The organism is Flavobacterium sp. B114r, from assembly GCF_056824125.1.
Window position 1 is genome coordinate 3,121,888 of record NZ_CP124858.1, and the last position, 25,256, is coordinate 3,147,143.

A 25,256-nucleotide genomic window follows, 5' to 3' on the forward strand; every position below is an offset into this window, starting at 1 on the left:
ACAAAATAAATCGTTTGTTTATACGCTATTTTAAGGTGAAATTCCTATTTGTTCCAGTAATTTACGAATATGATATCGTTTTTTTTGCCGATTTTTTGAAGTAAATTTAAATTCTGAATTATTATAATTTTTAGAAAAATGAAATCAAAATAATATTTTAAGGATGAATTTGTGGTTTTATTTTGATTTGAAAAAAAATGAAGAGTAATATTGAGGTAATAAAAATGTTTCTATTTCCAGCGTTAAAAAGTGATACTTGATCTGATATTATATAAATTAGTTTGTAAGGATTGTGTTAAGAAGAAAGAGGAATAAAATTTTGGGTTTATACATTTGTTTGATAGGATCCTATTTCTGGGCTTTCTTGAAATTGTGCAGGTAATGCTTAAAACGCAAAACAGCCGTAATTAGTAAATTACGACTGTTTTGAACATGTTTGTTTTTTTTTATTTATTCCAGATTTTCCAGGCTTTTTCTGCTTGAAAAATAAGCATATCGTAACCGTTTTTTATAACGGCACCTTTTTCTTTTGCATTTTTTAAAAACTGAGTTTCTGCCGGATTATAAATGAGATCGTAAGCAATGTGTTTGTCAGTAAAAAACTCATAGGGAAGATCAGGACAAGCTTCTGTATTAGGGCTTGTGCCAACGGGCGTACAATTGATAATAATTTTAAAGTTATCAAAAGTAGTTGCGTTGATCAGGTTATAATCAATAATGTTTTCTTTCGCTTCTCTTGAAACAAAAGTATAAGGTATACCAAGTTCATCAAGAGCAAAAGCTACACCTTTTGATGCACCGCCAGTACCAAGGATAAGTGCTTTTTTATGATGAGGCTCTAATAAAGGTTCTAATGATTTTTTGAAACCATAGTAATCAGTATTGTAACCTTTTAATTTTCCGTTTTTCGTAAATTTAATGGTATTTACGGCGCCAATTAAGGCTGCTTTTTTTGAAAGTTTATCTAAGAATGGTATAACTTGTTCTTTATACGGAATCGTAACATTTAAACCTTTTAAATCCGGATTGTTTTTTACTAATTCAGTAAAATAATTAATTTCAGAAATGTCAAAGTTTTCGTAGCTGTTGCCGGCAAAAACTTCATCGCTAAATTTTTCTGTAAAATATCCTTTTGAAAATGAGTAACTAATATTACGGCCTAACAAGCCAAAACGTCTTCTTAAAGTATCAATCATTATTGTTTTCTATGTTTTTCAATGTAATTTTTAACCATTTTTTTTGACCAGACTACGGGAAATAAATCTTCGATTAAGATATAATTTTCAAAGTTTAAACGCAAACCATTGCTCAAATGAAATTTGGCTTTGGTATTGTCCTGAATCATAAAATACAATCCTGCCAAGCGATATTCGATTTCATTTTCTTCCGGAAAATATTCTGAAGCTTGTAATAATGTTTGAATAGCACTTTCGAATTCACCTAAAAACTGAAGAATATCTACCCAAAACAACCAGGTTTCTAACGCATAATCTCCAAATTCTACTGCTTTTCTATAGCCAAACTCAGCCTCTTCAAAAAAGTTCATTTGTTTGTTAATGGTTGCATAACGTTTCCAGTACAAACGATTCTGATTGTCAATTGCTAATGCCTTATTGACAAAGAACAATGCTTTTTGAAAGTTTTTCTGACGAACATAAAAATCAGTAATGGCAATCCATCCTTTGTCCAAAAGCGGATCTTCGTGTACTGTTTGATTGTAATATTGAAGTGCTTTTGCCGTATTTCCCAGTTTTTCGTAGCATTTTCCAATGCGCAATAATGCATAAGAAGTTGCGTCGTCTAACTCGATAGTACGGTTATAGCTTTCTATTGCTTCGTTGTATTTTTTGAGACGTTCGTAAGCTTTTGCTTTTTCCATGAAAGCACCTAAAAACTCATCGTCGATCAGGGTTGCATAATCAAAAGCACGAATCGCATTTTCGTATTCTTTTACGCCATAGTGCAAACGTCCAAGCTGATGCCATGCGATTTCACTATAGGGATTTTTATTGATGTATTCGTTTAGATATACAATGGCTTCCTGATTTTGATCTAAAAATTCAAAACAATACACCACGTTATATAAGGCAGACTGATCTTCTAAGTCTTCTTCAAGACATTTGATAAAACTTTCTTTTGCCATCTCGAGATTATCCATAAAAAGATATTCCATTCCAATCAAGTTGTACACGTCAGCGTAATCGTCTGTATATTGCAAAGCAATTTTAAGCAATTCTACTGCTTTTTCGTGTTGGTCTCTCTTAGAACAGATATTAGCTTTTTGGATGTAAATTTCCTCGTTGTTAGGTTCGATTGCATATAACTCATTCAGGAGTTTCTCGGCGATCTCTAGTTTGTCGTCGTAAACCAACATTTCTACTTGTACTAATTTTAAGCCCGTAGATTTTGGGTGTTGGTCTAATGCAAGTTTCAAGGCCTTCTTTGCTAAATTAGCCTTACCTATGTCTAAATAATGAAGAATAATTTCTTCGAATTCTTCAGAGTCAAAAAAGAGTACTTTGTTAGTTTTTAACATAGACTCAAATTTGGATAGGGATAGGTTATAATCTTCTTCTTCGTTGCTTAATTGCATACTGTCTTTATTTGAAATTAGCCTGTTATAAATTTAGGCAACCATATTATTGTTGTGAGGAAGGGGAATTAATTGTTGTGAACAATTTAATTAACAATATGGACAGAATTTCTATTCTGTTTTAAGTTGTAATCTTTTGATTTGTAAAAGATTAAATTTTATTATTATTCTAAAAATATTTTTAACCCGGAGTCCTAGCCCTGATGGTAGCGATATCCTTTTGTTTTTTTTCTTTAAAAAATAAAAGATTTAGCGAACAGCAGGAAATAGCTCCTGATTATTTTTATTGTTCTTTTTTCATGATTTCATCCATAACATTTAAAATTATGGTACAACCTTCTTTTATTTCTTCTTCAGAAATGGTTAATGGTGGTGTTATTCGTATGGCGCATCCTTCAAACAGCAACCAGAATAAAATGAGCCCTTTGTCCTGACAGTTTAAAATAACTTCGTTTGTTATTTCGGCAGTTTCGGTCATTGCGGCAAGCATTAATCCTTTTCCTCTAACTTCCTTTATCAAAGGATGTACCAAAAGCGATCTGAAGAGTTTTTCTTTATCTAAGGCATCCTGCATTAAATTTGTTTCAGTTAATTCCTGCAAAGTAGCCAAACAAGCTGACGCAATGACAGGATGACCTCCAAAAGTAGTAATGTGCCCCAGTTTAGGATTTTCGGTCAGAAGATCCATTTTTTCTGCTGCTGCGGTAAAAGCTCCAACAGGCATTCCGCCACCCATTCCTTTTCCCATTACAACAATATCCGGAACGACGTCATAGTTTTGAAAACCAAATAGTTTACCTGTACGTCCAAATCCTGGTTGAATTTCGTCGACGATCATCATAGCGCCAACTTCATCGCAGCGTTTGCGGACTTTTTGCAGGTAGTTATTTTCCGGCTGAATGAATCCTGCACCACCCTGAATAGTTTCTAAAAGTATTGCAGCTGTTCTGGTGGTTATTTTTTGAAGATCTTCTTCGTTATTAAAGGTGATAAAATCAACATCAGGAAGTAAAGGACGAAAAGCTTGTTTGCGTTCTTCGAATCCCATAACGCTCATTGAACCCATTGTGTTGCCGTGATAGGCATTATGGCAAGAAATAAGCTGACTGCGTCCTGTTGTTCTTTTTGCTAATTTTAGTGCGCCTTCGATTGCTTCTGTTCCTGAATTGACCAAATAGGTTTTGTTTAGAGATTCCGGCAGGAGCGAAGCCAGTAATTTGCAATATTGAACTGCCGGACTTTGCGAATATTCGCCGTAAACCATAACATGCGAATACTTGTCTAACTGATCTTTAATGGCCTGATTGACTCTTGGGTGTTGATGTCCGAGTGTACAAGCAGAAACACCAGCAACAAAATCTAAATATTTTTTATCGTTTGTGTCGTAAATATAGGAGCCAATAGCATGTGAAACCTCCATTCCCAGTGGGTAAGGAGAAGTCTGTGCCTGGTATTTTATAAAATCTGGATTCACTGTTATTTGTTTTAAAAGTTTCAGGTTTCATGTTTCAAGTTGAATGAAAACTGAGACTATGACTGAATTTATCTGCAAAGATCGTAAAGTTTTATGCAAAGTTCACTAAGTTTTAAATCAAGTTTGTATTATTAAAATGCAAAGCGCGCAGAGTTTTATAGGCAGAGAACTGAGACTGCGACTAATTTTAAGGTAAAGCAATTAAACTGAAAACTGCGACTGAAAACTATTTCTTAGTCTTAGCAGTAGTGCTTGCTTTCGTAGTACTTGTTTTAACAGCGGGTTTCTTTTTGTCGTAATCCAAAGTTTCTTTCCTGACTTTCATCGGGGTATCTTTGTCTTTAGCTTCCTGATCTTTTCCTTCTTGTACTAATTTGTCGTTGAGTTCATTGTCTTCGGCGGTAAAAATATCATCTTTCGATTTTATTCGCTCGTCTCCACGCCAGCGTAAGCCTTTTAGTTTACGCGCATTTTCAGGTAAATCTGCTTCAGGGTAAATATCGCCATCTACTTTATTAAAAAAAGTAATGGTTTCGATATCATTGTTTTCCAGGATAAGATTGATTTTACTGCTTACGTTTTTATTGATTCCAATAAGTTCGTTATTATCGTTCCGCATATAATAGACGACCTCAGTGTTTTTTATGACATCAACATCATGTAATTTTCCATCTTTGAATTTTCCGAATAAATTTAGCCCCTTGACCTGATTATAACCGGTACCGAGCGTATCCCGCGAGACTATAAAAGTGTTGTTGATTACTCTTAAGGAATCTAGTTTCTTGGTTGTATTATCGCCAATTAAATGCATAAGATCCCCGGTAATCTGGCTTTCGCCATTCCATAGGATTGGATTCCCAATTAATTTTGTCAAAGCAGTTTTCGAATTTGAATGTATGGAGTCGCATTTACCGCTCATATCTATTTTGTAAAAACGAACATTCTTAAAAGCTCTTAAAATTCTTTCGCCTTCTTTTCCGGTTACCATTAGTTTTTGGCCATGAATATAAACAGAATCTTTTTCTACAAGATTTATGGCTACAGCTCTTTTAGTGACAAACATCGAATCTTTTAGTTTGAAAATCTCAGCATAATGCCCCTTTACAATTCCGCGATTAATGGAGTCTGTAATTTTTACATTTCTGGTTGCCGATGCAAATTCTATATTTCGATTGTAATACAAACTATCTCCTTCTATAAGGCGGTCATCGTATTTTATGTAGGACTTCCTTAAAAAATGCGCCAGGTTTTTCTTTGTATCGTAGAATCCTTTTTCTGTATAAATATAATTGGCCTCACTTGTAATTGTTGAGGGACCAAATAAATAGGTGTGTCCTGAATTACTATAATAATCTAAATGATTTGATTTTATAACATATTTAGGATTTGTAATGGTAACTGCTGTCAGGAATTGAAATTTTTTCTCCTCAGCAAAATACCTTCCTGATTTACTAACTAAAGTATTGTCTTTATTAACGATTGTACCTTTTGTATTGTAAAAAACCTGCTGGATGTTTCTGTCAAAATTGATAGTATCTGTTCGTAAAGTAGCATCTGGAGAAGTCATAACGGCATCACCGGTAGCAAAAGCTTTTTTTGAATTTCCGCTATATTCTGCATATTTACTGTTCAGGAATAAAGTATCACCTTGAACTAACTGTACATTTCCAAATGCTTTAAGATAGTTTTCTTTCTTAAAAACATAAGCCTTATTACACGTTAATACAATCCCGTCATGATTTACTTTTACATTTCCGGTCAATAAAATTCCGTCAGGTACTAAGACTTCATTGACTTCTACCAAATCAGCATTTTCAATATTAATTGTTTTTGGCTTTGGTGCTTGAGCAAAAATGAATTGAACGCTTAACAATAGCAAACAATGGGATATGAAAAATAGTGATTTCTTCAATGGATTAAATTTTTGTCAAATTTATGAAAAAGGTTACAACCTTTACTGATATTAAGATTAATTTATAAATCAAAAAATAATGCATTTTGAAACCTGTGTTCAAGTTTTAATTTATCAACAAAATCCGTTACTCTTTCGTTATAGTTTGGTTTTTTATACTGAAATGGGCACAAAATTGATTTTAGTTTCTTCTTCATTTAAAAATTAGTCTAAATTTAGGAAATGGTTTCTAAAATTAATCGTTTGATTTTGAATTTAGAAAAGAATTAGTTTATAAAAAGAATATGATAAATAAAAAAGTTTTTGTTGCAGGAATGGCTGCAACCATGCTCTTTACTGCATGTAAAACCAAAGATTTAAAAATGAATACAGCAAAAGAAGAAGTTACTACTGATAAGAAAATTGTAGTTTATCAGGTTTTTACCCGTTTGTTTGGAAACAAAATTGCAACAAACAAACCATGGGGAACAATTGAAGAAAACGGTGTTGGAAAATTTAATGATTTTACAGATAAAGCACTTCATGAAATAAAAGATTTAGGTGTTACCTATATATGGTACACTGGCGTACCGCATCACGCTTTGGTTGGAGATTATAAAGCATACGGAATTTCTGATGATGATCCTGAAGTTGTAAAAGGCCGCGCAGGATCGCCTTATGCCGTAAAAGACTATTATAATGTAAATCCGGATCTGGCAGTAAATCCTGCAAACAGATTACAGGAATTTGAAGATTTGATTGATCGTACACATAAAGCGGGTTTGAAATTGATTATTGATATTGTTCCCAATCATATTGCAAGAAAATATGAAGGAAAAAATAATCCCGAAGGTGTTAAAGATTTTGGTGCTGATGACGATGTAAATGTTGAATACAAACGCGATAATAACTTTTATTATATACCAAACAATCATTTTGAAATTCCGGACAATGATATTCCGTTAAACGGAGAAAAGAATCCGCTTGTTGATGGCGTATTTGATGAAAATCCTGCAAAATGGACAGGAAATGGTTCTCGTAAAGTAAAGCCGGATCAAAATGACTGGTATGAAACTGTAAAAGTAAATTACGGCATTCGTCCGGATGGTTCTAAAGATTTTCCTGAACTTCCGGCTGGATTTGATCAGAAATCGTATCAGGAGCATTTTGCTTTTTGGCAGGATAAAGATATGCCTGATTCCTGGAAGAAATTCAAATCGATCGCTTTGTATTGGACAGCAAAAGGGGTTGATGGTTTTCGTTATGATATGGCCGAAATGGTTCCGTATGAATTCTGGAGTTATATGAATTCTGCAATCAAAACGGAAAATCCAAAAGCTTTTTTATTAGCAGAAGTATATAATCCTAATGAATACCGCAATTATATTCGTTTGGGAAAAATGGATTATTTGTATGATAAAGTAGAGACTTATGATAAGTTGAAAGATGTGATTCGCGGAAAATCTTCGCCTGATGGGTTATCTGAGATTCAAAAAGGCATGTCGGATATTGAACATAATATGCTGCATTTTTTAGACAATCATGACGAACAGCGCTTGGCAAGTCCTGATTTTGCAGGAACTCCGGAACGCGGAAAACCTTTAATGGTCGTTTCTACCACGATTAGCACTTCACCAACAATGGTTTATTTTGGACAGGAAGTAGGAGAGGCCGGAAATGAAAATGCTGGATTTGGGAAACCTACAAGAACTTCTATATTTGATTATATTGGTGTTCCAAATCATCAGCGTTGGATGAATGATGGGAAATTTGACGGAGGTCAACTTTGTGATTCAGAAAAAAACCTGCGTGATTTTTATAAGAGATTGTTGAACTTCTCGATTAACAGCCCGGCGTTAATGGGAAGCTTTCAGGAAATTCAATCTGTAAACCGTCAGAACAATGCTGGCTATGATGAACTACTTTATTCGTATGTACGTTGGTCAGCAAATCAAAAGTTGATTGTTGTAGCTAATTTTTCATCTGAAAAAACGAGTGAATTTGAATTGAAAATCCCTGCTGATATTATTTCAAAATGGAATTTGAAAGATGGGGAATATGAGTTGAAAGATCAATTGTATCTGCAGAATAAAATAAAACTGAATGTAAGTAATGGTGAGGGTAGTGCTAAAGTTAGAATAGCTCCATCAGAATCATTTATTTATGAATTGAAATAGTTATCCTAACAGGTTTTTAAAACCTGTTAGGTATTTAATAGTTTGATCATAATATCTACAAAGTAGAAAAAATCTTGTAGTATAAAAAAGCCTTGTTTTGTGAATTCCAGTTCATAAAACAAGGCTTTTTTATTTTACGATTGGTAGATATTTATCTTCCAAACTGATCTTGTAAATTTATATATAAATACCTAACAGGTTTTAAAAACCTGTTAGGATAATAAACCTTATTAAAAAAAAGATTATTTTATCTTCCAAAATCGTCCTGAACACGAACAATATCATCCTCATCAGATGGATTGTCAGGATTGGTATGCTGCCAAATTTCGGCTACAATCCCCCAGGTTTCTAGGCCAATTAAACGATGACGTTCTCCTTTTTCTAATTTAATAAATGCCCCGGGAACAAGTTCTTGAATTTCTCCTTCTTCATCCGTGGCACTAGTTTTAACACCTACAATTCCGTCAAGTACCTTCCATATTTCGGCTCTGCGAAAGTGATATTGCCATGATAATCGTTTGTGAGGCGCGACAATTAGAATTTTAGGACTTAACTTATTTGTAATCTTAATGGCTGACATTTCAAGATGCGGAAAGAATTTTTCAGCAAATGCTCCGGCTTGTGATTCATCAATAACGAAAAATCCTCCCCAAGGGCGTGTTTGATCTTGGTTTATAATGGTGAAGTTTTCTTTTTTCAGAGCTGTTGCGATTTGTTCAAAAACTGCTGTTTTTTCTATATTTGGAGATAAATTAAAATTCATTTTAATGCTGTTTTAGTTTCTGTAAATGATAAAGCTATTTGACTTTAGGGATTTATTTCCCATTAATAGGGTAGCGCCTGCCGGAAGTGTTATTTCTGTTTTTAAACCAAAGTTAATTATAACAGTGATTTTATCTTTTTGAAAAGATCTTGTAAATGATATTTGATCTCCATTAAGTTCAAGATTTTCATAATCACCATATTGAAGCGTCTTTTCGTTGTTTCGTAAAGTTATTAATTTTTTATAAGAATTAAGAATAGAGTTTTTTTGCGCTTTCATTACAGCCACATTTGTTTTCTTGTAATCCGGATTAATTTTAATCCAGGTTTTAGCGTTAGAAAATCCTGCAAAAGCATTTCCATTCCATTGCATCGGACTACGGGATTTGTCGCGATTGTGTTCATTTGCTTCGAGAAGTGCTTCGGTACTGTTCTTGCCCTGATCAAGTGCAAGTTGATAATGGGTTTTTCCTTGAATGTCGACCATTTCGTCTGTGTTTTGCGCGATGATATTGTGCATCCCAATTTCTTCGCCATAGTAAATAAAGGGAACCCCTTTTGCCGTAAGAATCAAAGCAGTTAATGCTGTGGCTCTCTCTGTATCACCATTGGCCAATCGATCTATCATTCTTGGCATATCATGGCTGCCAAAAAAGAGAGTGGGATAGTTGCTCATGTTTTTCTCCATGCTTTGCAATTCATCAAAAATGCGTTGGGTCGAAAATTCTTTGATACTTCCAAAATTGAAATTAAAAACAACATCTAATAAATCCTGAGATTGGTATTGTTTTAAAACTTCGATTTTATCACTTCCTATTTCTCCCACAATAAATCGGTTTTGATACTCGCTTACAGTTGATTTTATAATACGCATAGCATTTTTTACCCCTTCCTGATCGATATCGTTTATATGATCTTGTTTTCCGTCTTTTATTGGGTTGTCTTTTGTTATTCCGTTGGTGTTCATAAAATTAATTACATCCAGTCGGAAACCATCAACTCCTGCTTCAAGCCAAAAACGCAGTACATTTTGAATCTCAGAAACGACTTTTGGATTCGACCAGTTAAGATCGGCCATTCTTTTATCAAACTTGTGATAGTAATATTGATTGGTTATGCTGTCTTTTTCCCAGGCTGTTCCTCCAAAAAAGGATTCCCAATTGTTAGGCTCATCTTTCCAGATATAATAATCGCGATAGGGATTATCCTTTGATTTTCTGGATTCCTGAAACCATTTGCTATCGGTAGAAGTATGATTAAAAACCATATCTATAATTACTTTAATACCTCGTTTATGGGCTTCTTTTAAAAAAGTATCAAAATCGGCTTTGCTACCATAAGTAGGATCAACTTCATAATAATTAGCAATATCATACCCGTTATCTACTTTTGGAGAAGTAAGAAAGGGGGTAAGCCAAATGCCTTTTATTCCCAGATCTTTTAAGTAGTCTAGCTTTTGAGTCATTCCTTTAAAATCGCCATATCCGTCGCCATTGCTATCTGCATAGCTTGGCATATAGATTTGATAAAAAACAGATTCCTTGCACCATTTTTGTTCTACTGTTGTTTGAGCAAAAGTTGAATTTGCATTTATCATTAATAGAAAAAAGAAGATACTTTTGAATAGATTCGATTTCATAACATTTTAGGTTTGATAAATTCGTTTTGTAGTTCGTAAAAAAAATCTTTGACGTAGATAGTTTTTACTATTTTATATAAGTGGAAATACCTAACAGGTTTTTAAAACCTGTTAGGATACTAAAATGAAATCTTGTAAATTGACTTTACTTTTTCTCTTTTGATTTATAATCTACAACTACACCATCAACCAGCATTTTTTCTCCTGAATGAGTTATTTTTCCTCCGGCAGGAACACAAACGATTACAGCTGAACCTAACGCTGCGATATTGATTTTGGCCGATGAAGTAACATTTCGGGCTACAAAACTTCCTGAAACGGTATTGTATAAATCTACTTTTTTGCCTTTCTCCGTTTTCACAGTAATGGTTTTGCTTGTTGTATAGGGGTTATAATATAAGTAAGATGGATAGGCTTTATCACTAAAAAAGTCTGTTGCCAATAGATCTAATTGTAATATTCCGCTAACATCGGTTTCACGGATAATACTTCCAAAAATACCTACATGTCCACTTCCATATACACTAAACTGAGATTCTTTAGGGTTTTCTCCCAATACCCAAAGCGGACCGTCACCTTGTGCTACAGGACCTTTTAGGTTTTCGTATTCTTTATAACTTGATTGTTTGATGATTCCTTCATAACCAATTACACCTTTGGTAACTTCGGCAAGTTCCGGAATGGTCTGGTGTTCTTTTGGCATATATTGCGGGTAGAAAAAACGAGAAGCATTTGCAGCATTGAGCATCCATTTTCCTATTGCAGTTGCATAAGACTGATCGTATCTAACCATTGGTACTAACGGCCATGCAGCGTCGTAAGTATTCATCAGAAATCCGTAACCACCGTGATCTACCGTACTGCCAAAAGTTCCTGATATATCTATCCCGTTCCAGTTACCTACTAATGCGCCCCAACCTTCACGACAGATTGGTGTTCCGTCAAAAGACCAATCGAGCATTTTGTTTGTGTCGTATTTTGCATCTTGTTCTGCATTAATTCTTGCAGCCATATAAGCTCCAAAAGGCATCAAAACTTCATAAGTAGGATTTTTTGATTGTGATTCTAATGCCGATAATGCGCTTTTTGCTCCTTTTAAATATTTAGCATCTCCAAATTTTTTATACGCCATATACAAAACCCAGGCATGTCCGGCAGCAGCATCTGGTTGTGTACAGATGTTGTTGGTCATTGGTGTCATTTTATTATAATCGAAATAAGAATAATTATAATTTCCATTTAAAATTACATCGGCTTCATAAAATTTATCGGCAATAGTTCGTGCTATTTCTGTAAAACCAGGTTCGTTAGGATATTTGTCATAAACCGCAAAGAACAAAAGGTTAGGATATACGTCATACCACCAGTCACGACCATAACCACCGCCCAGTAAAGCAACTTCAGGGCAGGTATTATTCATCATAATATTCCAGTTGGTTTCTTTATTGAAATAGTTTTTAAGCATTCCAACATAATTACGATCTGGCTGATTTTTGTCAATACCTACCAAAGTGGCGCCTAGAGTAGCGCCCATTGTTGCAAGTGCTTCATGAAACATTCCGTTGTTATGATCTGGTCCTTGTCTTACATCGGCAACAGCGGTATACAATCCTACTACTTTTTGTGGGAAGTTTTTTTGGCTGTCGTCCATCCATACCATTGGCCAATATTTGCCTTTGGCATTAAAATCATATACAGTTTTATCAAAATCTAAAGCAAGTTTTTTATAATCGATGATTTTTAAGGGTTGTGGTAGATTGGGCATTTGGTCTACACGAGGAATATTTTGTTGTTTTACTTGTGCTGTCGTGCTTAAACTTAAGATAAATAGGCACGAGAGCGTGATTTTTATAAAAGTATTCATATGATTGATTTTTTATTTGTAGATAACCGTTGGCATAATTAATTTTAACACATAGAAACATAGATTTTTGTAATCTGGAAAAAAGGCGTTTCACTTATTTAAAACGCATAGAGTTAGCTATGTGAAAGAAATGTATTTCCTTTGGTGTTCTTTTTTACACATATAATCTATGTTTCTATGTGTTAAATTAGGTTTTATGACGTATTAAAGTAGTTTCACTGCGACCTCATCCAGAATTTTTGGTTCTGATACTTCTTCTGGTGAAAGTTCAATTCCTTCTTTGATAATTTTTTTGCTAATAAAAATCGAGCATAGTTGTAATAAGGCAATAATTCCGATGGCATATCTCAAAGCAAAATCTTCAGAAACAGAATAATATAATACTAAAAAGGTTCCTGCGCCTAAAAGTCTGCCAACATATAAACCGGCTTCATGATTTAGGATATAAGTAAACTCACCTCTTTTTTCTATGCGGGATACAATATCAATTACTTTAAGCTGAATAGGGAAGTAGGCCAAATCCATTAAAGGTTTTGCTATAAGCAATAGTAATAAAAAGATAATTACTCCTGTTTTGTCGAATAATATCCCGTTGATACATGCTCCCAAAGCAAATAAAATTAAACCTACTGAAAACGTTTTGATTCTATCTGATGGTTTTGAGAAACGGCCAATAAAATAAATGATGATGGCAGCCAAAATTGCGCCAATAGATTGTGCTTGTCCTAGTGCACCTTCTTCTCCTAATATTTTAAAAATAAGCATTGCAGGAGCCGTAACCAAAAATCCTTGCGCTAAACCTTTGAAGGTTGCCAATGATAATAGTTTATACCATAAGGGATGAAATTTGAAAAAGATGTACTGTTTTTGTGCAGGATTTTCGAATTTACCTCTAAAACAAACTATTGATGCTAGAATTGTAATCAGAAAAACGATTCCGGTGATTATTACATAGGCTTGATGTTTTTCGATTTCACCTGTCTTTGATTGAATAAACCAACCAATTGTTGCCGGTATTGCAATAGCGATTATGGTGTAAATAAAGGTTTCTAGTCCGTAATAATAATTACGATTTTCATCATTTGTGATGGCCAATGCAAGGTAATCACGATTCGACCAATACAAACCAAAAGAAAGTCCCATAGTGATTCCGGCAACACCAATTCCGGTTAGATCCAACGTTTTTAATGACATCATGATAATCATGGAAACACCGCTAAGCATCATTCCTATTGAATATAGTTTTCTGATATTGAAATGTTTCAACAAGAAACCATTTAATAAGAATGTAAGCGGAATCCCGGTATAAATGGCCAATTGATAAATAACAACCTTAGAGGTATCATTAGAATTCCTCATGATATATGCAGCAACAAATATGTCGATTACAGGTAATACCAGCGCATAAACTAAGTTTGTAAAAATCAGTATACGGAAATTATGGGTTTGGCTTTTAAAATGGTCAATTTCTGAGATAAGTTTTTTAAACATTAGTTATTTTTTAAAAGTAAAAGAATCTCTTTAATCGAAAATTGAGCACCACAAACAAATTCATCCGAAGCTCCGTAATAGATGGTAAGCGTATCTCCGTCTGGTTCTACAATATGACCGTTGGTAAACACTACGTTTCCAAAAAATCCGCTTAATTCGTATTCTGTAGTAGGAACCATTATAGGTTCTTCGGTTCTTGCGATTACTTTTGATGGATCATTTAAATCCATTAAAAAAGCACCCAGGCAATACTGATGATTTTCATTGGCTCCATGATAAATTTCTAACCAGCCTTTGTCTGTTTTTATTGGTGCTGCTCCGGCACCAACTCGTTTACTGTCCCAAAGTCCTTTTCTTGTTTTTATGATGCAATGGTGATTTCCCCAGTGAACACCATCAGGAGAAGAAGTTAACCAGATATAATTACCGCCAATATCTACGCTGCTTGGGCGGTGTAAGGCATAGAATAATCCGTTTATTTTTTCTTCAAAAATGGCACAATCTTTATTGTGTGCCGGTAATATCATACCATGTTTCCTGAAGTTTTTCCAATCGGTTGTGGTACGTAAACCAACGCCAACACCATTATCAGATACTGAAGTAAAGGTTAGGTAATAGGTTCCTTCGATCAGGGCAACACGACAATCTTCTATTCCGAATGTTTCCAACATACCTTCACCAACTAAAGCTGGATAATTTTCAGGTTCGTAAAAGTTATGTCCGTCTTCGCTACACAATAGGCGTAGGTGCGATAATGTTGTTAAATAATCAACGCCTTTGTAGTTAATTACTCTTGCATCGGTTGCTATTAATTCAGGATCTTCTTTAGGAATCTCAATAATTTTGATAGCACCAGTTTCTGTTAATATGGGAAAAGAAATGATATTGTCCTTTTGTTTTGGTCTTTCGGCTACTCGTACTGCCAGCCAGGTTTTGTTTTCATATTGAAATACTCCGGGATTTAAAAGGCAAGTAATTTCCAGTCCTTCTATGCTTGCAGGAATATCTTTAGGCGATAATAATGGGTTATCTGCGAAACGTTTTGCTATGTCTGTCATGTTATTTAGTTCTGATTATTGCAAATAGACACCTAACAGGTTTTTTTAAGATCTGTTAGGCTCTATTATTTTAAAATATTAATATCCTGGATTTTGTTTTAAAAGTCCGGCTGAGGCATCTATTTCTGACTGCGGAATTGGATACAGCATATGTTTGTCTAAAAATACTTTTCCGTTAGCAGTCATTACTTCTTTAGCAATTCCCCATCTTTTTAAATCACTCATTCTATGACTTTCAAAACCTAGTTCTGCTCTCCTTTCTGAAATGAGCCAACCTTTTACAGTAGCTTTATCGCTGGAATTTGGTCTGTCTAGTAATGTTCCTGTTGGAGGAGGAGGTCCGACAGTGGTAACTGTAATCGTTTTGTTTGGATCAGCAGGAAAAGCCGGATCCTGAACTCTAATTGTAACCGTTGTTACAGTATTTCTTGCTCTTGCTCTAATTTGATTGATGATACTAATAGCACCTGGATAATCATTAGTTTCGTTAAGAGCTTCTGCTTTCCAAAGTAAAACATCGGCATAACGAATGAATACTTTATTATTTGGTGCGTCATCATCACCTTTATTACCGCCATTTGTAGTTCCTAAAAGCTTGTTAATCCATTGTTCAGGAACATTTACAGTATATAGTTTTCTAGGGTCATTAGGTTCAAATGAAGCTAGAAAATTGGTGCTTGGTGCAAAAAATCCCCATCCAAGAGGTGCACAAATTCCATTTCCTTTTCTTGGATCAGCTTGTTTAATATGATTGTAAGAGAAAATAACCTCGTTGTCTGCATATTCAGTATTCATACTAAAGTTATCAAAATAATTAGCATCTAAGCTATAAAAGCCTGTTGTTTCTAACTCTGATATTAATGTTGTTACACTTGCCCAGTCTTTATTATAAAGCGCAGTTTTTGCAAGAAGCGCAATAACTGCTCCTTTAGAAACTCTCCATTTCTCTGTGCTTGATGAATATTTAGCATTTGGTAAAAGTGTTTTTGCAGCTTCTAAATCGGTTTTAATTTGACTCCATACAGTTTCTTTTGGCGCTCTGACTGCTTTATCAAATGCTTCCTGATAGGTTTTTATAGGAGCGAGAATTAAAGGCACATCACCAAAATTAGTTACTAACGAAAAATAGTAGTAAGAACGTAAAAAATAAGCTTCGCCTATCAATTGGTTTTTTCTTTGAGTAGTAATTCCGGTAATCGATTCGATATCTGGATTTAAAAGAAAATTCAGTGCAATGTTGGTTCTTTTAATACCTTCATAGTCGTATTTCCATAATCCGTTTGGTCCTCCGTTGGTCGAAGTAAAAGTAAAATTGTTGATTTCATCTATCCATGGCTGATCTCCGTCAGGCGACCATTTTTTTTCCATATCATCAGATGCTACGTCATCTATTATAATATCATTTTGAAAGACCAAACCACCATTCCAATCCCAGTCTGCCAATTGATTCAATTTATTGGATAACATATCGTAAGAAGAAGTTACAGAACTTTCTACAGAAGCTAGTGTCGGTTTCGAATTTGCCTGGTCCAGCGTTATCGCGCCAATAGGTTCTGTGGTAAGTTCGTCCTGACAGCTTGTTAATGTTAGTAGCGAAATCATGATCGCTGTTATATATGTGTTTTTCATGGTTCGTTTATTAAATTTTAAATTTTAAACCTAGTAGTATTGAAGTTGACTGAGGGTAAGTTCCCTGATCTATGAACGAAGTAGATTCAGGATCTAAACCAGTGTATTTTGTCCAGGTCAATAAGTTTTGACCTGACACATACATTCTTAAATAGGTATCTCCAATGATTTTAGAATCAAACGTATATCCAATTTCAAGATTTTTTAATCGTAAATAAGAAGCATCTTCAACAAAAACGCTCGAAACCTGACTTCCTCCGTTATCATTCATCGTGTTACGAGGAATTGTGTTACTTGTACCTTCTCCGTTCCATGCACCTAATACTGATGTTGTAGAGTTGAAAGGACGGCTGTCGTAATCTAAAATTTGCTTTAAATCATTGTAACGATCTACACCAGAAACTCCCTGAAAAAGAAATGACATGTCAAATCTTTTGTATGAAGCATTAAATGAAAATCCGTAAGTTATTTTTGGAATTGGACTTCCTATGAATGTTCTGTCATCAGCATTAATCTGGCCGTCTCCGTTTACGTCTTTAAACTTTATATCTCCAGGTTTTGCACCGTTTGAATTTGAGTATAGAGTAGAAGCTATTTCTGCCGTATTTTGATAAATACCATCAAATTTAAGTCCATAATATGAACTGATAGGCTGTCCAACTACAGTTTTAGTATGCGTTTTTTCATCAGTAATCTCTGTAACATATTGCTGCAATTGTTCAACATTATTTTTTAAGCTGGCAATGTTTCCATTTATTCCATATTTAAATTCGTTATCGTTGTTTTGAAAGTTAACCCCAAATTCAAAACCTTTATTAGTTACAATTCCTGCATTAACAAAAGTTCTGTTTATTTGTCCCACAGTTGAGGAAGGTAAACCTACAGTTAATAAAATATCATCGGTTGTTTTGTCAAAATAATCGGCAGAGAAAGTCAGTTTACCATTCAACACACTCATATCAAGACCAAAGTTGGTTTGTGTCGTCGTTTCCCATTTTAGATCCGGATTACCGTAACGAACTACATTTATAATACCGCCTGTTTCTGTGACAAGGGTTTCATAAGCATTATTAGGGATTTCCTGATTACCGGATTGTCCCCAGCTGGCTCTCCATTTCAGGTTAGAAATCCATTTTGCATTTTCCATGAATTTTTCTTTAGACATTACCCAGCCTCCTGAAACAGAAGGAAAATAACCCCATTTGTTATTAGGTCCAAATCGAGAAGAACCATCGGCTCTTAAAGTACCCGAAACAAAATACTTATTGTTGTATCCGTAATTGGCAGATGCAAAAAAGGAAATCAGATTCCAGCTTTGAGCAGATCCGGAACTGTTTTTATTAGTATCACTTCCGTAATCAAGATATCGGAAAGGATCGGTAGTGTTGTTGTAGTTCGTTCTGCTTCCGCCTATAGCAGATTGGTCATAACTTATATTTTCAGTTCCTAATAATGCGTTGATATTGTGTTTCTCAGCAAGAGTTTTAGTATAGTTTAACGTATTTGTAAACGTAAAAGTTGTTGCTTGACCTCTGTTTTCGTTTAAGCTTGAAGGCCTGTTTTGTCTGCCTTCTCCGGGATATAATTCATTTGGATCATTATCGTTATCGTCACCAAAATTTTCTCCAAATGCCTTATTATGATCAAAAATGATTTCTGCACCAACATTACTTCTGAATTTTAATGATTTGTCAGATAAGAAAGCATATTCGGCATATACATTTCCAAAAGTTTTATAAGCTGATCGAACATCATCTGTATAATTTACTATTGCAATAGGGTTAGATGTCAGCTCATAATTACGGCTCCAGCCTCCATTAGGATCGTTGTTCAGATAGAAAGGCAAATCAGTATAAGGATCATTTGCTTTATATGTAGGATCATTTACGCTTTTGTAAACTCCTAAAACAGATGGGCGTAATAAAGCATGTCTAATAACTCCCGGAGCATCACCGCTAGATGACATTTTATCTTGTTTGGTACCAGTAACCTGAATGTTTGTGCCCACTCTAAAGCGATCAGTAATTTCAGAATTAATATTAGCCCTAAAATTAATACGTTTATAAGTATCCTTGTTTCCTACTACAATACCATCTTGACCAAAATAGCCACCGGATATTAAATATTGCGTTTTCTCAGAACCTCCGCTAAACGAAATTTGAAAATTATCTGTTTTTCCTGTGGTGAATAATTCTTTTAACCAATCTGTATCTGACAATGCTATACCATTTACTTTTCCATTTGCTCTATCTGCACTATAAGGGCTTATTGCATTGGCTGGATTATTGTTAGAGTTGTGCCAGGCCTGATCCATTATGGTCATATATTGATCTCCATTTAACATTTTTGGAAGATTTGTGGCATAGTTAATTCCGGAAAAATATTCAACATCAATACTTGATTTTCCTTTTACACCACTTTTGGTTGTTATAATAACAACACCTCCAGCAGATCTGGATCCGTAAATGGCTGTAGCAGCAGCATCTTTTAATACCGTCATTGATTTTACATCAGACATATTAAGGAAAGAAATATCGCGGGTAGGAACACCATCTACAACATATAGTACTTCATTGTTTCCAAGTGTACCTTCGCCTCTAATACGTATTTTAAGTCCATCTCCGGGAGCGCCTGTATTCGCAGAAACAGATACACCTGCAATTTGTCCTTGCAAAGCCTGGCCAACGTCGGCTACTTTTGTTCGGGATAATTCAGCCATATCTACAGTAGCTACTGCACCCGTTATAGAAGATTTCTTTTCGCTCGTATATCCTACGACAATAACTTCATTTAATGCGTTTGAATCTGTTAAAAGGGTAATGTTTAATTCATTTTTACCCACTACAGCAGCTTCTTGTGTTTGATATCCTATATAGCTAAAAATTAAAATAGCATTGGCAGCTACATTATTAATGGTATAATTACCGTCAAAATCTGTTGTAGCATAATTGGAAGTTCCTTTTACGCTAATATTAACTTGTGGCATCGGACCGTTATCATCCGAAACAACACCTTTTACTGTTTGAGCGTGTAAAATGCTCCCCGATAAAATCATTCCAAGAAGGAATAATTTATAAATATATTTTTTCATCATCATAAAGGAGTGTTAATAAAGTTAGTAATCTGATTGTTTTTTTTCATGGTTTTTTAAGGTTTGTCATGTTTGATAGTTTTACGATAACGTTTGAATTAGTTATCGTTTATAAAATTAGTTAGTGCATAGGAAAAATGGTGTACACTATTTCTTCAAAAGTGTACACTGTTTATTTTTGCTTGTTAATCAAGTGATTAAGTGTTTTTAGCTCTTTGATTTATATTTGAGCTGATAATTTTTGGGAGTTGAATCGTATAATTTTTTAAACTCACGATAAAAATAAGAACGGTTATTAAAACCGGATTGATAACAAATTTCCGAAACTGTTAGTTTATTTTTTCTTAACAATTCTGCAGCATATTTTAACCGAATGGTACGAATTAAATCACCGGGTGTAAAACCAAAAAGCTGCTTGGTTTTTCGATATAATTGTGAGTTGCTAATACCTAATTCCTTTTCGATGAATAAACTTTGAAGGTTTTCATTATCGATATTGTTGCGAATAAGTTCAATTACTTTTTTGATGAAATCTTTTTCTTCATTGTTGATAGGCAGAGCAGATAAATTTTCGGTAAGTGTATCTTGCTTAAAATACCTTGAAATCAATTCTTTTTCTTCCAGTAACTTTTGTATTCTTATAAGTAAATGATCAGGGTAAAATGGTTTTGGAATATATGAATTGGCTCCGCTTTCTATTCCTTCAATTCTATGAATAACAGAATCCTTTGCGGTAAGCATAATAAAAGGAATATGACAGGTTTTAAGATTTGTTTTTATTTTCTTGCAAAATTCCACACCATCCATAAAAGGCATCATTACATCGCTGATAATGATGTCAGGAACTATGTCTTCAATGATCTTTATTGCTTCATGGCCATTATAAGCTATAATAAGTTTATACTTCTCGCTTAACAATTCGTTAAGGAGCATATGGATGTCTTTTTCATCCTCAACGATTAATATTACTTTGCGATCGTCAGCAAGCTCTTCGAGAGATGAAATTTTATTGGGAGTTTTGTCAGATTTAATTGGATTCTCTTGAAGGATATTTTGTAAATGATGAGAAATCAAAATTGGACTGATAGCAGTATCTAATTCTTTTTCATTAAAAGTTTCTTTGTTGCTTGGCAAGATAATAGTAAAGATTGTTTCTTTATTCAAAATACTTGAAACCTGTATTTCCCCCCTTAATACAGTGACCAATTTTTTTACATAGGCCAGACCAATACCGGTTCTAAACATATTGTTATCTGCTTCTTTACTGGAATCGGCCAGGAAAAACTGATTGAACAAAGAGTCGAGTTCTTCTTTTGGAATTCCTTTTCCGGTATTTGTAATTGTAATATTTAATTTTTTAGAATCTTTGTCCTGAATATAAAATTTAAGGTCTATTTTTCCATTTACAGGAGTGTATTTAAAAGCATTTGACATCAGATTGAATACTATTTTTTCAATTTTATCCTTATCGAACCATCCGGATAAAGTAGGAGGGATGTCAAGATCATATGTAATATTTTTTTCTAATGCCCATTCATCAAATAGTTCAGCAATTTGTTCAACCAGATTTACCAGATCAAATTTTTTCACTGTTACTTCCAGATAATTGTATTCAGCTTTTCTAAATTCAAGTAATTGTTGCGTTAAAAATAGTAACCTCGAAGAGTTCCGTTGAATCATTTGTATGAACTTCTGATTTTTTTCGTTGAGGTTTGTTGTTTCAGAGAGTTTTTGTATAGGTCCCACAATAAGAGTCAGAGGGGTTTGAAACTCATGGGCAATATCTGTAAAAAAAGTAAGCCTGTTTTCATGGAGTTCCTTCTCTCTTTGTCTAAAAAGGATATTTTGAGTCAGTGATTGGCGTTTTTTATAGTAACTAAGCACAAATAATACAAAAGCCAAAAACAACAACGAGTAGATTACAATAGCAAGATTGGATTGCCAGAATATGGGCTTAACCTGGATATCAATGGCATGAACCGGTTTACTCCAGACCCCATCACTATTAGACCATTTTATCCATAAAGAATAGTCGCCTTTAGGTACATTGGTAAATGAAATAATCCTACGGTTATTGATCGTATTCCAGCTTTTATCAAAATTCGTTAATTGATAAGCATATTGGCATTTTTCTGTATTGATATACGTTAAAGCCGTTAACTCAATATCAAAAAAATTCTGATTATGATTTAAAACAATCGAAGGATGGCTCTCTGAGTCCGGAGTGATTACCAATCCCTGATAATAGGGTATTGGTTGATTTTGCCCGCTAATTTTATCAATAAAAAGATCAGGAATAATCGTAGATTCTTTTATTTTTTGAGGTAAAAAATAATTAAATCCTTTTATCCCTCCCATAAAAATAAATTCAGATTTTAAATCCTGATAAAAAGCTCCATCCGCAAATTCATTGTTCTGCAGTCCTTCATTTCTGGTATAATTCGTGAATTTTAATTCGTTAGGATTGAAGTTTGATAAACCAAAATTAGTACTTAGCCAAAGGTTGTTTTTCTTATCAGAAACAATTCCGTGAATTGTATTATTAGGAAGTCCATCTGCCACGGTGAAGTTTTTGAATACAGCCGTTCCATCATTTTTTATATGCTCTAATAAATTAAGGCCAAAGCTGGTACCAATCCAAAGTCTGTTTTTAGCATCGTTTTGCAAACACAGGATATCATTATTGGATAAGCTTGTTGAATCATTTGCATCATTTTTATAAATAATAAAGCGTTCTGTTTTTTTGTCGAATAAATTTAAGCCTCCCAATCGGGTTCCAATCCAGAGTTGATTTTTATTTTTTGGAATTATAGAAAAAACAATATTACTGCTCAAAGCATTTTTTTTACTGCTATCAGCCAGATATTTCTTAAAATCTGCTATCACCAGTTTTTCTCCGGAGCGTTCAATTTTGCAGCGAATAATCCCATGTCCATTGGTTCCAAGCCATATAAATCCATCTTCATCCTGATATATAGAGTAAACAGATTTAAAGTAAGCAGCATCTGTATGACCAAGAATAGTTGCCCAATTAATTAATCTTGATTTTTTCAGATCAAAAACAGCAATGCCTTCACCATCAGTACCAATAAAAATTAAGTTATTTTTTCCTTTGCATAAAGAGAATACAGCATTATTAATCGCGCTGTTATTCTCGTTAAAATTTTTGTATTGTAAAGGTTTTTCGGGATGAAGATAAAAGTTAGAGGAAAACAGGAACAAGCCTTTGCCTTTTGTGCCCACCAAAAACGAGTTTTCTTCTACTTCTAGAAATGTCCTTACTATGGCACCATCTAATTCCGGAACCTGAGATTTAGAGATGAGGTTAAATGATTTCTTCAGCGGATACATTTTAATAATTCCGTCCCCGTCTGTTCCAGCCCAAAGGATATTTTCATTTCCTCTAATTATAGTTGTAGTTTTTTGATTGTTTAAATATTTCAGCCAATCATGATTAATTATATTACCATTAGTATTAATAATAAAGTGTCCTGTTTTACTGGAAATGACAAGTCCTTCCGGAATATTTCCTATACTATTCTCAATGTCTTTTTTTAGAAGTAACGTGTTCTCGTGGTTTGCAAAAGAATATAGATTGCTATTTCCTGTTACTGATATCGTGCATATCTTTTCTTTTGAGACTATTCCAAATGTTCGAATATTCTCTGAAATTAATATTATTTTAGAAATAGATAGTTTGCCGTTTTGGTTGTTAGCAAGAGATACGGAGTAAAGCTTATTATCTTCAAACAAAATAAGTAATTCACCGTTTATTGTGAACTCCATTCTTTTTACCGCTTTCTTTGAAATTTTTTCGGTATTTAGTAATTGAAATTGATTGCCATCAAAGTAACCAACTCCCCAGTCTTTTACTGCGCAAAATACTTTTTTTGATGCATCCAGGGCCATATTAAACTCTGATTCAGACAATGGAGGTATATTTTCTCTGGAAAAGTAATAATGCTGGAAAACGCCTGTTTTTTTATCATAACGGTTAATACCATGTATGGTCAATATCCAGATCTGACCTGTACTATCCTCGTCAATTTTAAGGATGACCTGATTGGTTAAACTGTTTTTATTATTTAATTCAGGTCTGAAAATTTTGAAACTATTTCCATCATATCGATTTAGGCCGTCCCATGTTCCTATCCATAGTAAGTTTTGAGAATCCTGAAATATAGTATTTATAGAACTGTTCGATAAGCCTTTGGTATTGTCTAATTGTTCGAATGAATATTTTAAATCCAATGATTTAGAAGGAGACCAAATTGATTTAAAATCAGGATTGTTAATTTTTGATTGTTCCGTTTTGTCAAACTGACTAATCGTTGTGGCATTAATAGCAATATTTTTCTCTTTATTGCAAGCAAGCAGTAGAGTTATAAATATAAAGCAACAAAATGTGGTATTAATTTTCAATGCGATAATTCTTTTAATAATTTTTAAATTAACAGGATTATAGGTATCGTCTAACAACATATGTCATTTTATTCTGAATTACGCAACACAGCTTATTTAGAGATGATTTATATCCGGAATATAAATGAAAAATGTTATTATATAAGCTGTAAGGTATGGAAAAGCAGATTGATAATAAGTGATTTTTATGAGTTATTTTTTTGATTTAATAAAAAAAAAGAACGCATTTATTTTGATATTAGCAGTTAGTTATGAAAGAAAATATGAAATAAAAATGAAGGTTTTATTAATTTCAGAAGGGATATTGCAGATGGAGAACGATAAAATATAAAGCAAAAAAAGCCGATACTTAAATTGTATCGGCTTTTCTTTTATTATACTTTTTTGACTTTTTTCAAAGCCTCTATGTAGTTTTCATTTACTTTGTTCCAATTGATGTGTTCGTAAAATGCATCAATATAGTTTCCTTTTCTGTTCTGATAATCCAGATAATAAGCGTGTTCCCATAAATCGATTCCTAAAATTGGTGTTCCGGGAATCAGGGCATTTTTCATTAAAGGATTATCCTGATTTTCAGTAGTTGTTACTTGCAGTTTTCCTGCTCTGTCAACTACCAGCCAAACCCAGCCAGAGCCAAATTGTTTTGTAGACTGACCTTTGAATTGAGTGGTTAAATTAGCAAAAGAACCAAATTCTTTATTAATAGAACCTGCCAAAGTATCTTTGGGTGTTTGTTCCTTAGGAGATAAAATATTAAAATATAACGTGTGATTGTAATATCCTCCTGCGTTTTGACGAAGTTTAGCATTGTTAAGATCCATTTTTTTCAGGATATCTTCAATTGGTAAATTCTCAAATTCAGTATTTAGAATTTCCTTATTAAAATTATTTGTGTACGTTAAATAATGTTTAGAATAATGTGTTTCTAAAGTAAGGGTTCTTATTGCAGGAGCCAAAGCATCATACGAAAAAGGCAGCTTTGTCATCTCAAAAGAACCGGGATCAGCTTTTACATCATCCGGAGATCCTATTGTTATCTTTTCTTCTTTGGTAGGTAAAGGAACTTCTACAACTTCGGTTAGCTTATTTTTATCATTACAAGAAAATAATAGAAATAATGAAGCTGATATGCTGAAATAAACAATGTTTTTCTTCATAATGTTAT

Annotated in this window: 14 protein-coding genes; 1 reads left to right on the top strand and 13 read right to left on the bottom strand. The window is 33.8% G+C overall.

The window, feature by feature from the left end; all coding sequences use genetic code 11:
* Nucleotides 1–446: 446 nt before the first annotated feature.
* The 4 genes from QLQ94_RS13410 to QLQ94_RS13425 all read right to left on the bottom strand — a co-directional run bounded on the left by QLQ94_RS13410 (nt 447) and on the right by QLQ94_RS13425 (nt 5,979).
* Complete coding sequence (locus tag QLQ94_RS13410; RefSeq protein ID WP_271338049.1) at nt 447–1,196, bottom strand: shikimate dehydrogenase family protein; 750 nt, start codon at nt 1,194–1,196, stop codon at nt 447–449.
* Nucleotides 1,196–2,593 (bottom strand): tetratricopeptide repeat protein, encoded by a 1,398-nt coding sequence (locus tag QLQ94_RS13415; protein WP_271338047.1) that lies wholly within the window; start codon nt 2,591–2,593, stop codon nt 1,196–1,198. The genes QLQ94_RS13410 and QLQ94_RS13415 overlap by 1 nt, the downstream gene beginning before the upstream one ends.
* Before the next feature lie 283 nt (nt 2,594–2,876).
* The gene (locus QLQ94_RS13420) at nt 2,877–4,067 is read right to left on the bottom strand and encodes an aspartate aminotransferase family protein (protein ID WP_482497422.1); all 1,191 of its coding nucleotides are present in this window, start codon (nt 4,065–4,067) and stop codon (nt 2,877–2,879) included.
* 226 nt (nt 4,068–4,293) lie between these two features.
* Entirely contained in the window at nt 4,294–5,979 is a 1,686-nt protein-coding gene (locus QLQ94_RS13425) for an OstA-like protein (RefSeq protein ID WP_414655402.1), read from the bottom strand.
* 284 nt (nt 5,980–6,263) lie between these two features.
* Between QLQ94_RS13425 and QLQ94_RS13430 the strand changes: the two genes are divergently transcribed.
* On the top strand, nt 6,264–8,135 hold the full coding sequence (locus tag QLQ94_RS13430) for an alpha-amylase family glycosyl hydrolase (protein ID WP_271338041.1): 1,872 nt from the start codon (nt 6,264–6,266) through the stop codon (nt 8,133–8,135).
* Between the two features lie 247 nt (nt 8,136–8,382).
* On the opposite strand, the gene QLQ94_RS13435 is transcribed toward QLQ94_RS13430, so the two are convergent.
* From QLQ94_RS13435 to QLQ94_RS13475, 9 genes are all read right to left on the bottom strand, one after another.
* Nucleotides 8,383–8,898 (bottom strand): cupin domain-containing protein, encoded by a 516-nt coding sequence (locus QLQ94_RS13435; protein WP_482497424.1) that lies wholly within the window; start codon nt 8,896–8,898, stop codon nt 8,383–8,385.
* 12 nt (nt 8,899–8,910) lie between these two features.
* The gene (locus tag QLQ94_RS13440) at nt 8,911–10,536 is read right to left on the bottom strand and encodes an alpha-glucosidase (RefSeq protein ID WP_482497426.1); all 1,626 of its coding nucleotides are present in this window, start codon (nt 10,534–10,536) and stop codon (nt 8,911–8,913) included.
* 145 nt (nt 10,537–10,681) lie between these two features.
* Entirely contained in the window at nt 10,682–12,400 is a 1,719-nt protein-coding gene (locus tag QLQ94_RS13445; RefSeq protein ID WP_482497428.1) for a glycoside hydrolase family protein, read from the bottom strand.
* A 204-nt stretch (nt 12,401–12,604) separates the two neighbouring features.
* Nucleotides 12,605–13,891 carry an MFS transporter gene (locus QLQ94_RS13450; protein WP_482497430.1) on the bottom strand — a complete coding sequence of 429 codons (1,287 nt, stop codon included), beginning with the start codon at nt 13,889–13,891 and terminating at the stop codon, nt 12,605–12,607.
* Nucleotides 13,891–14,949 carry a glycoside hydrolase family 130 protein gene (locus tag QLQ94_RS13455; protein ID WP_482497432.1) on the bottom strand — a complete coding sequence of 353 codons (1,059 nt, stop codon included), beginning with the start codon at nt 14,947–14,949 and terminating at the stop codon, nt 13,891–13,893. Before QLQ94_RS13455 ends, QLQ94_RS13450 begins: the two co-directional genes overlap by 1 nt.
* A 78-nt stretch (nt 14,950–15,027) precedes the next feature.
* Entirely contained in the window at nt 15,028–16,578 is a 1,551-nt protein-coding gene (locus tag QLQ94_RS13460; RefSeq protein WP_482497434.1) for a RagB/SusD family nutrient uptake outer membrane protein, read from the bottom strand.
* 10 nt (nt 16,579–16,588) lie between these two features.
* Nucleotides 16,589–19,675 (bottom strand): SusC/RagA family TonB-linked outer membrane protein, encoded by a 3,087-nt coding sequence (locus QLQ94_RS13465; protein WP_482497436.1) that lies wholly within the window; start codon nt 19,673–19,675, stop codon nt 16,589–16,591.
* Nucleotides 19,676–19,876: 201 nt separating this feature from the next.
* On the bottom strand, nt 19,877–24,091 hold the full coding sequence (locus tag QLQ94_RS13470) for a hybrid sensor histidine kinase/response regulator transcription factor (protein WP_482497438.1): 4,215 nt from the start codon (nt 24,089–24,091) through the stop codon (nt 19,877–19,879).
* Between the two features lie 374 nt (nt 24,092–24,465).
* Entirely contained in the window at nt 24,466–25,248 is a 783-nt protein-coding gene (locus QLQ94_RS13475) for a superoxide dismutase (protein WP_271338020.1), read from the bottom strand.
* Between the last annotated feature and the right edge of the window lie 8 nt (nt 25,249–25,256).

Excerpts from the sequence above, each read along its gene's own strand:
- QLQ94_RS13410 (WP_271338049.1), bottom strand. The coding sequence starts at position 1,196 with ATGATTGATACTTTAAGAAGACGTTTTGGCTTGTTAGGCCGTAATATT.
- QLQ94_RS13415 (WP_271338047.1), bottom strand. The coding sequence starts at position 2,593 with ATGCAATTAAGCAACGAAGAAGAAGATTATAACCTATCCCTATCCAAA.
- QLQ94_RS13430 (WP_271338041.1), top strand. The coding sequence starts at position 6,264 with ATGATAAATAAAAAAGTTTTTGTTGCAGGAATGGCTGCAACCATGCTC.
- QLQ94_RS13435 (WP_482497424.1), bottom strand. The coding sequence starts at position 8,898 with ATGAATTTTAATTTATCTCCAAATATAGAAAAAACAGCAGTTTTTGAA.
- QLQ94_RS13440 (WP_482497426.1), bottom strand. The coding sequence starts at position 10,536 with ATGAAATCGAATCTATTCAAAAGTATCTTCTTTTTTCTATTAATGATA.
- QLQ94_RS13445 (WP_482497428.1), bottom strand. The coding sequence starts at position 12,400 with ATGAATACTTTTATAAAAATCACGCTCTCGTGCCTATTTATCTTAAGT.
- QLQ94_RS13450 (WP_482497430.1), bottom strand. The coding sequence starts at position 13,891 with ATGTTTAAAAAACTTATCTCAGAAATTGACCATTTTAAAAGCCAAACC.
- QLQ94_RS13455 (WP_482497432.1), bottom strand. The coding sequence starts at position 14,949 with ATGACAGACATAGCAAAACGTTTCGCAGATAACCCATTATTATCGCCT.
- QLQ94_RS13460 (WP_482497434.1), bottom strand. The coding sequence starts at position 16,578 with ATGAAAAACACATATATAACAGCGATCATGATTTCGCTACTAACATTA.
- QLQ94_RS13465 (WP_482497436.1), bottom strand. The coding sequence starts at position 19,675 with ATGATGATGAAAAAATATATTTATAAATTATTCCTTCTTGGAATGATT.
- QLQ94_RS13475 (WP_271338020.1), bottom strand. The coding sequence starts at position 25,248 with ATGAAGAAAAACATTGTTTATTTCAGCATATCAGCTTCATTATTTCTA.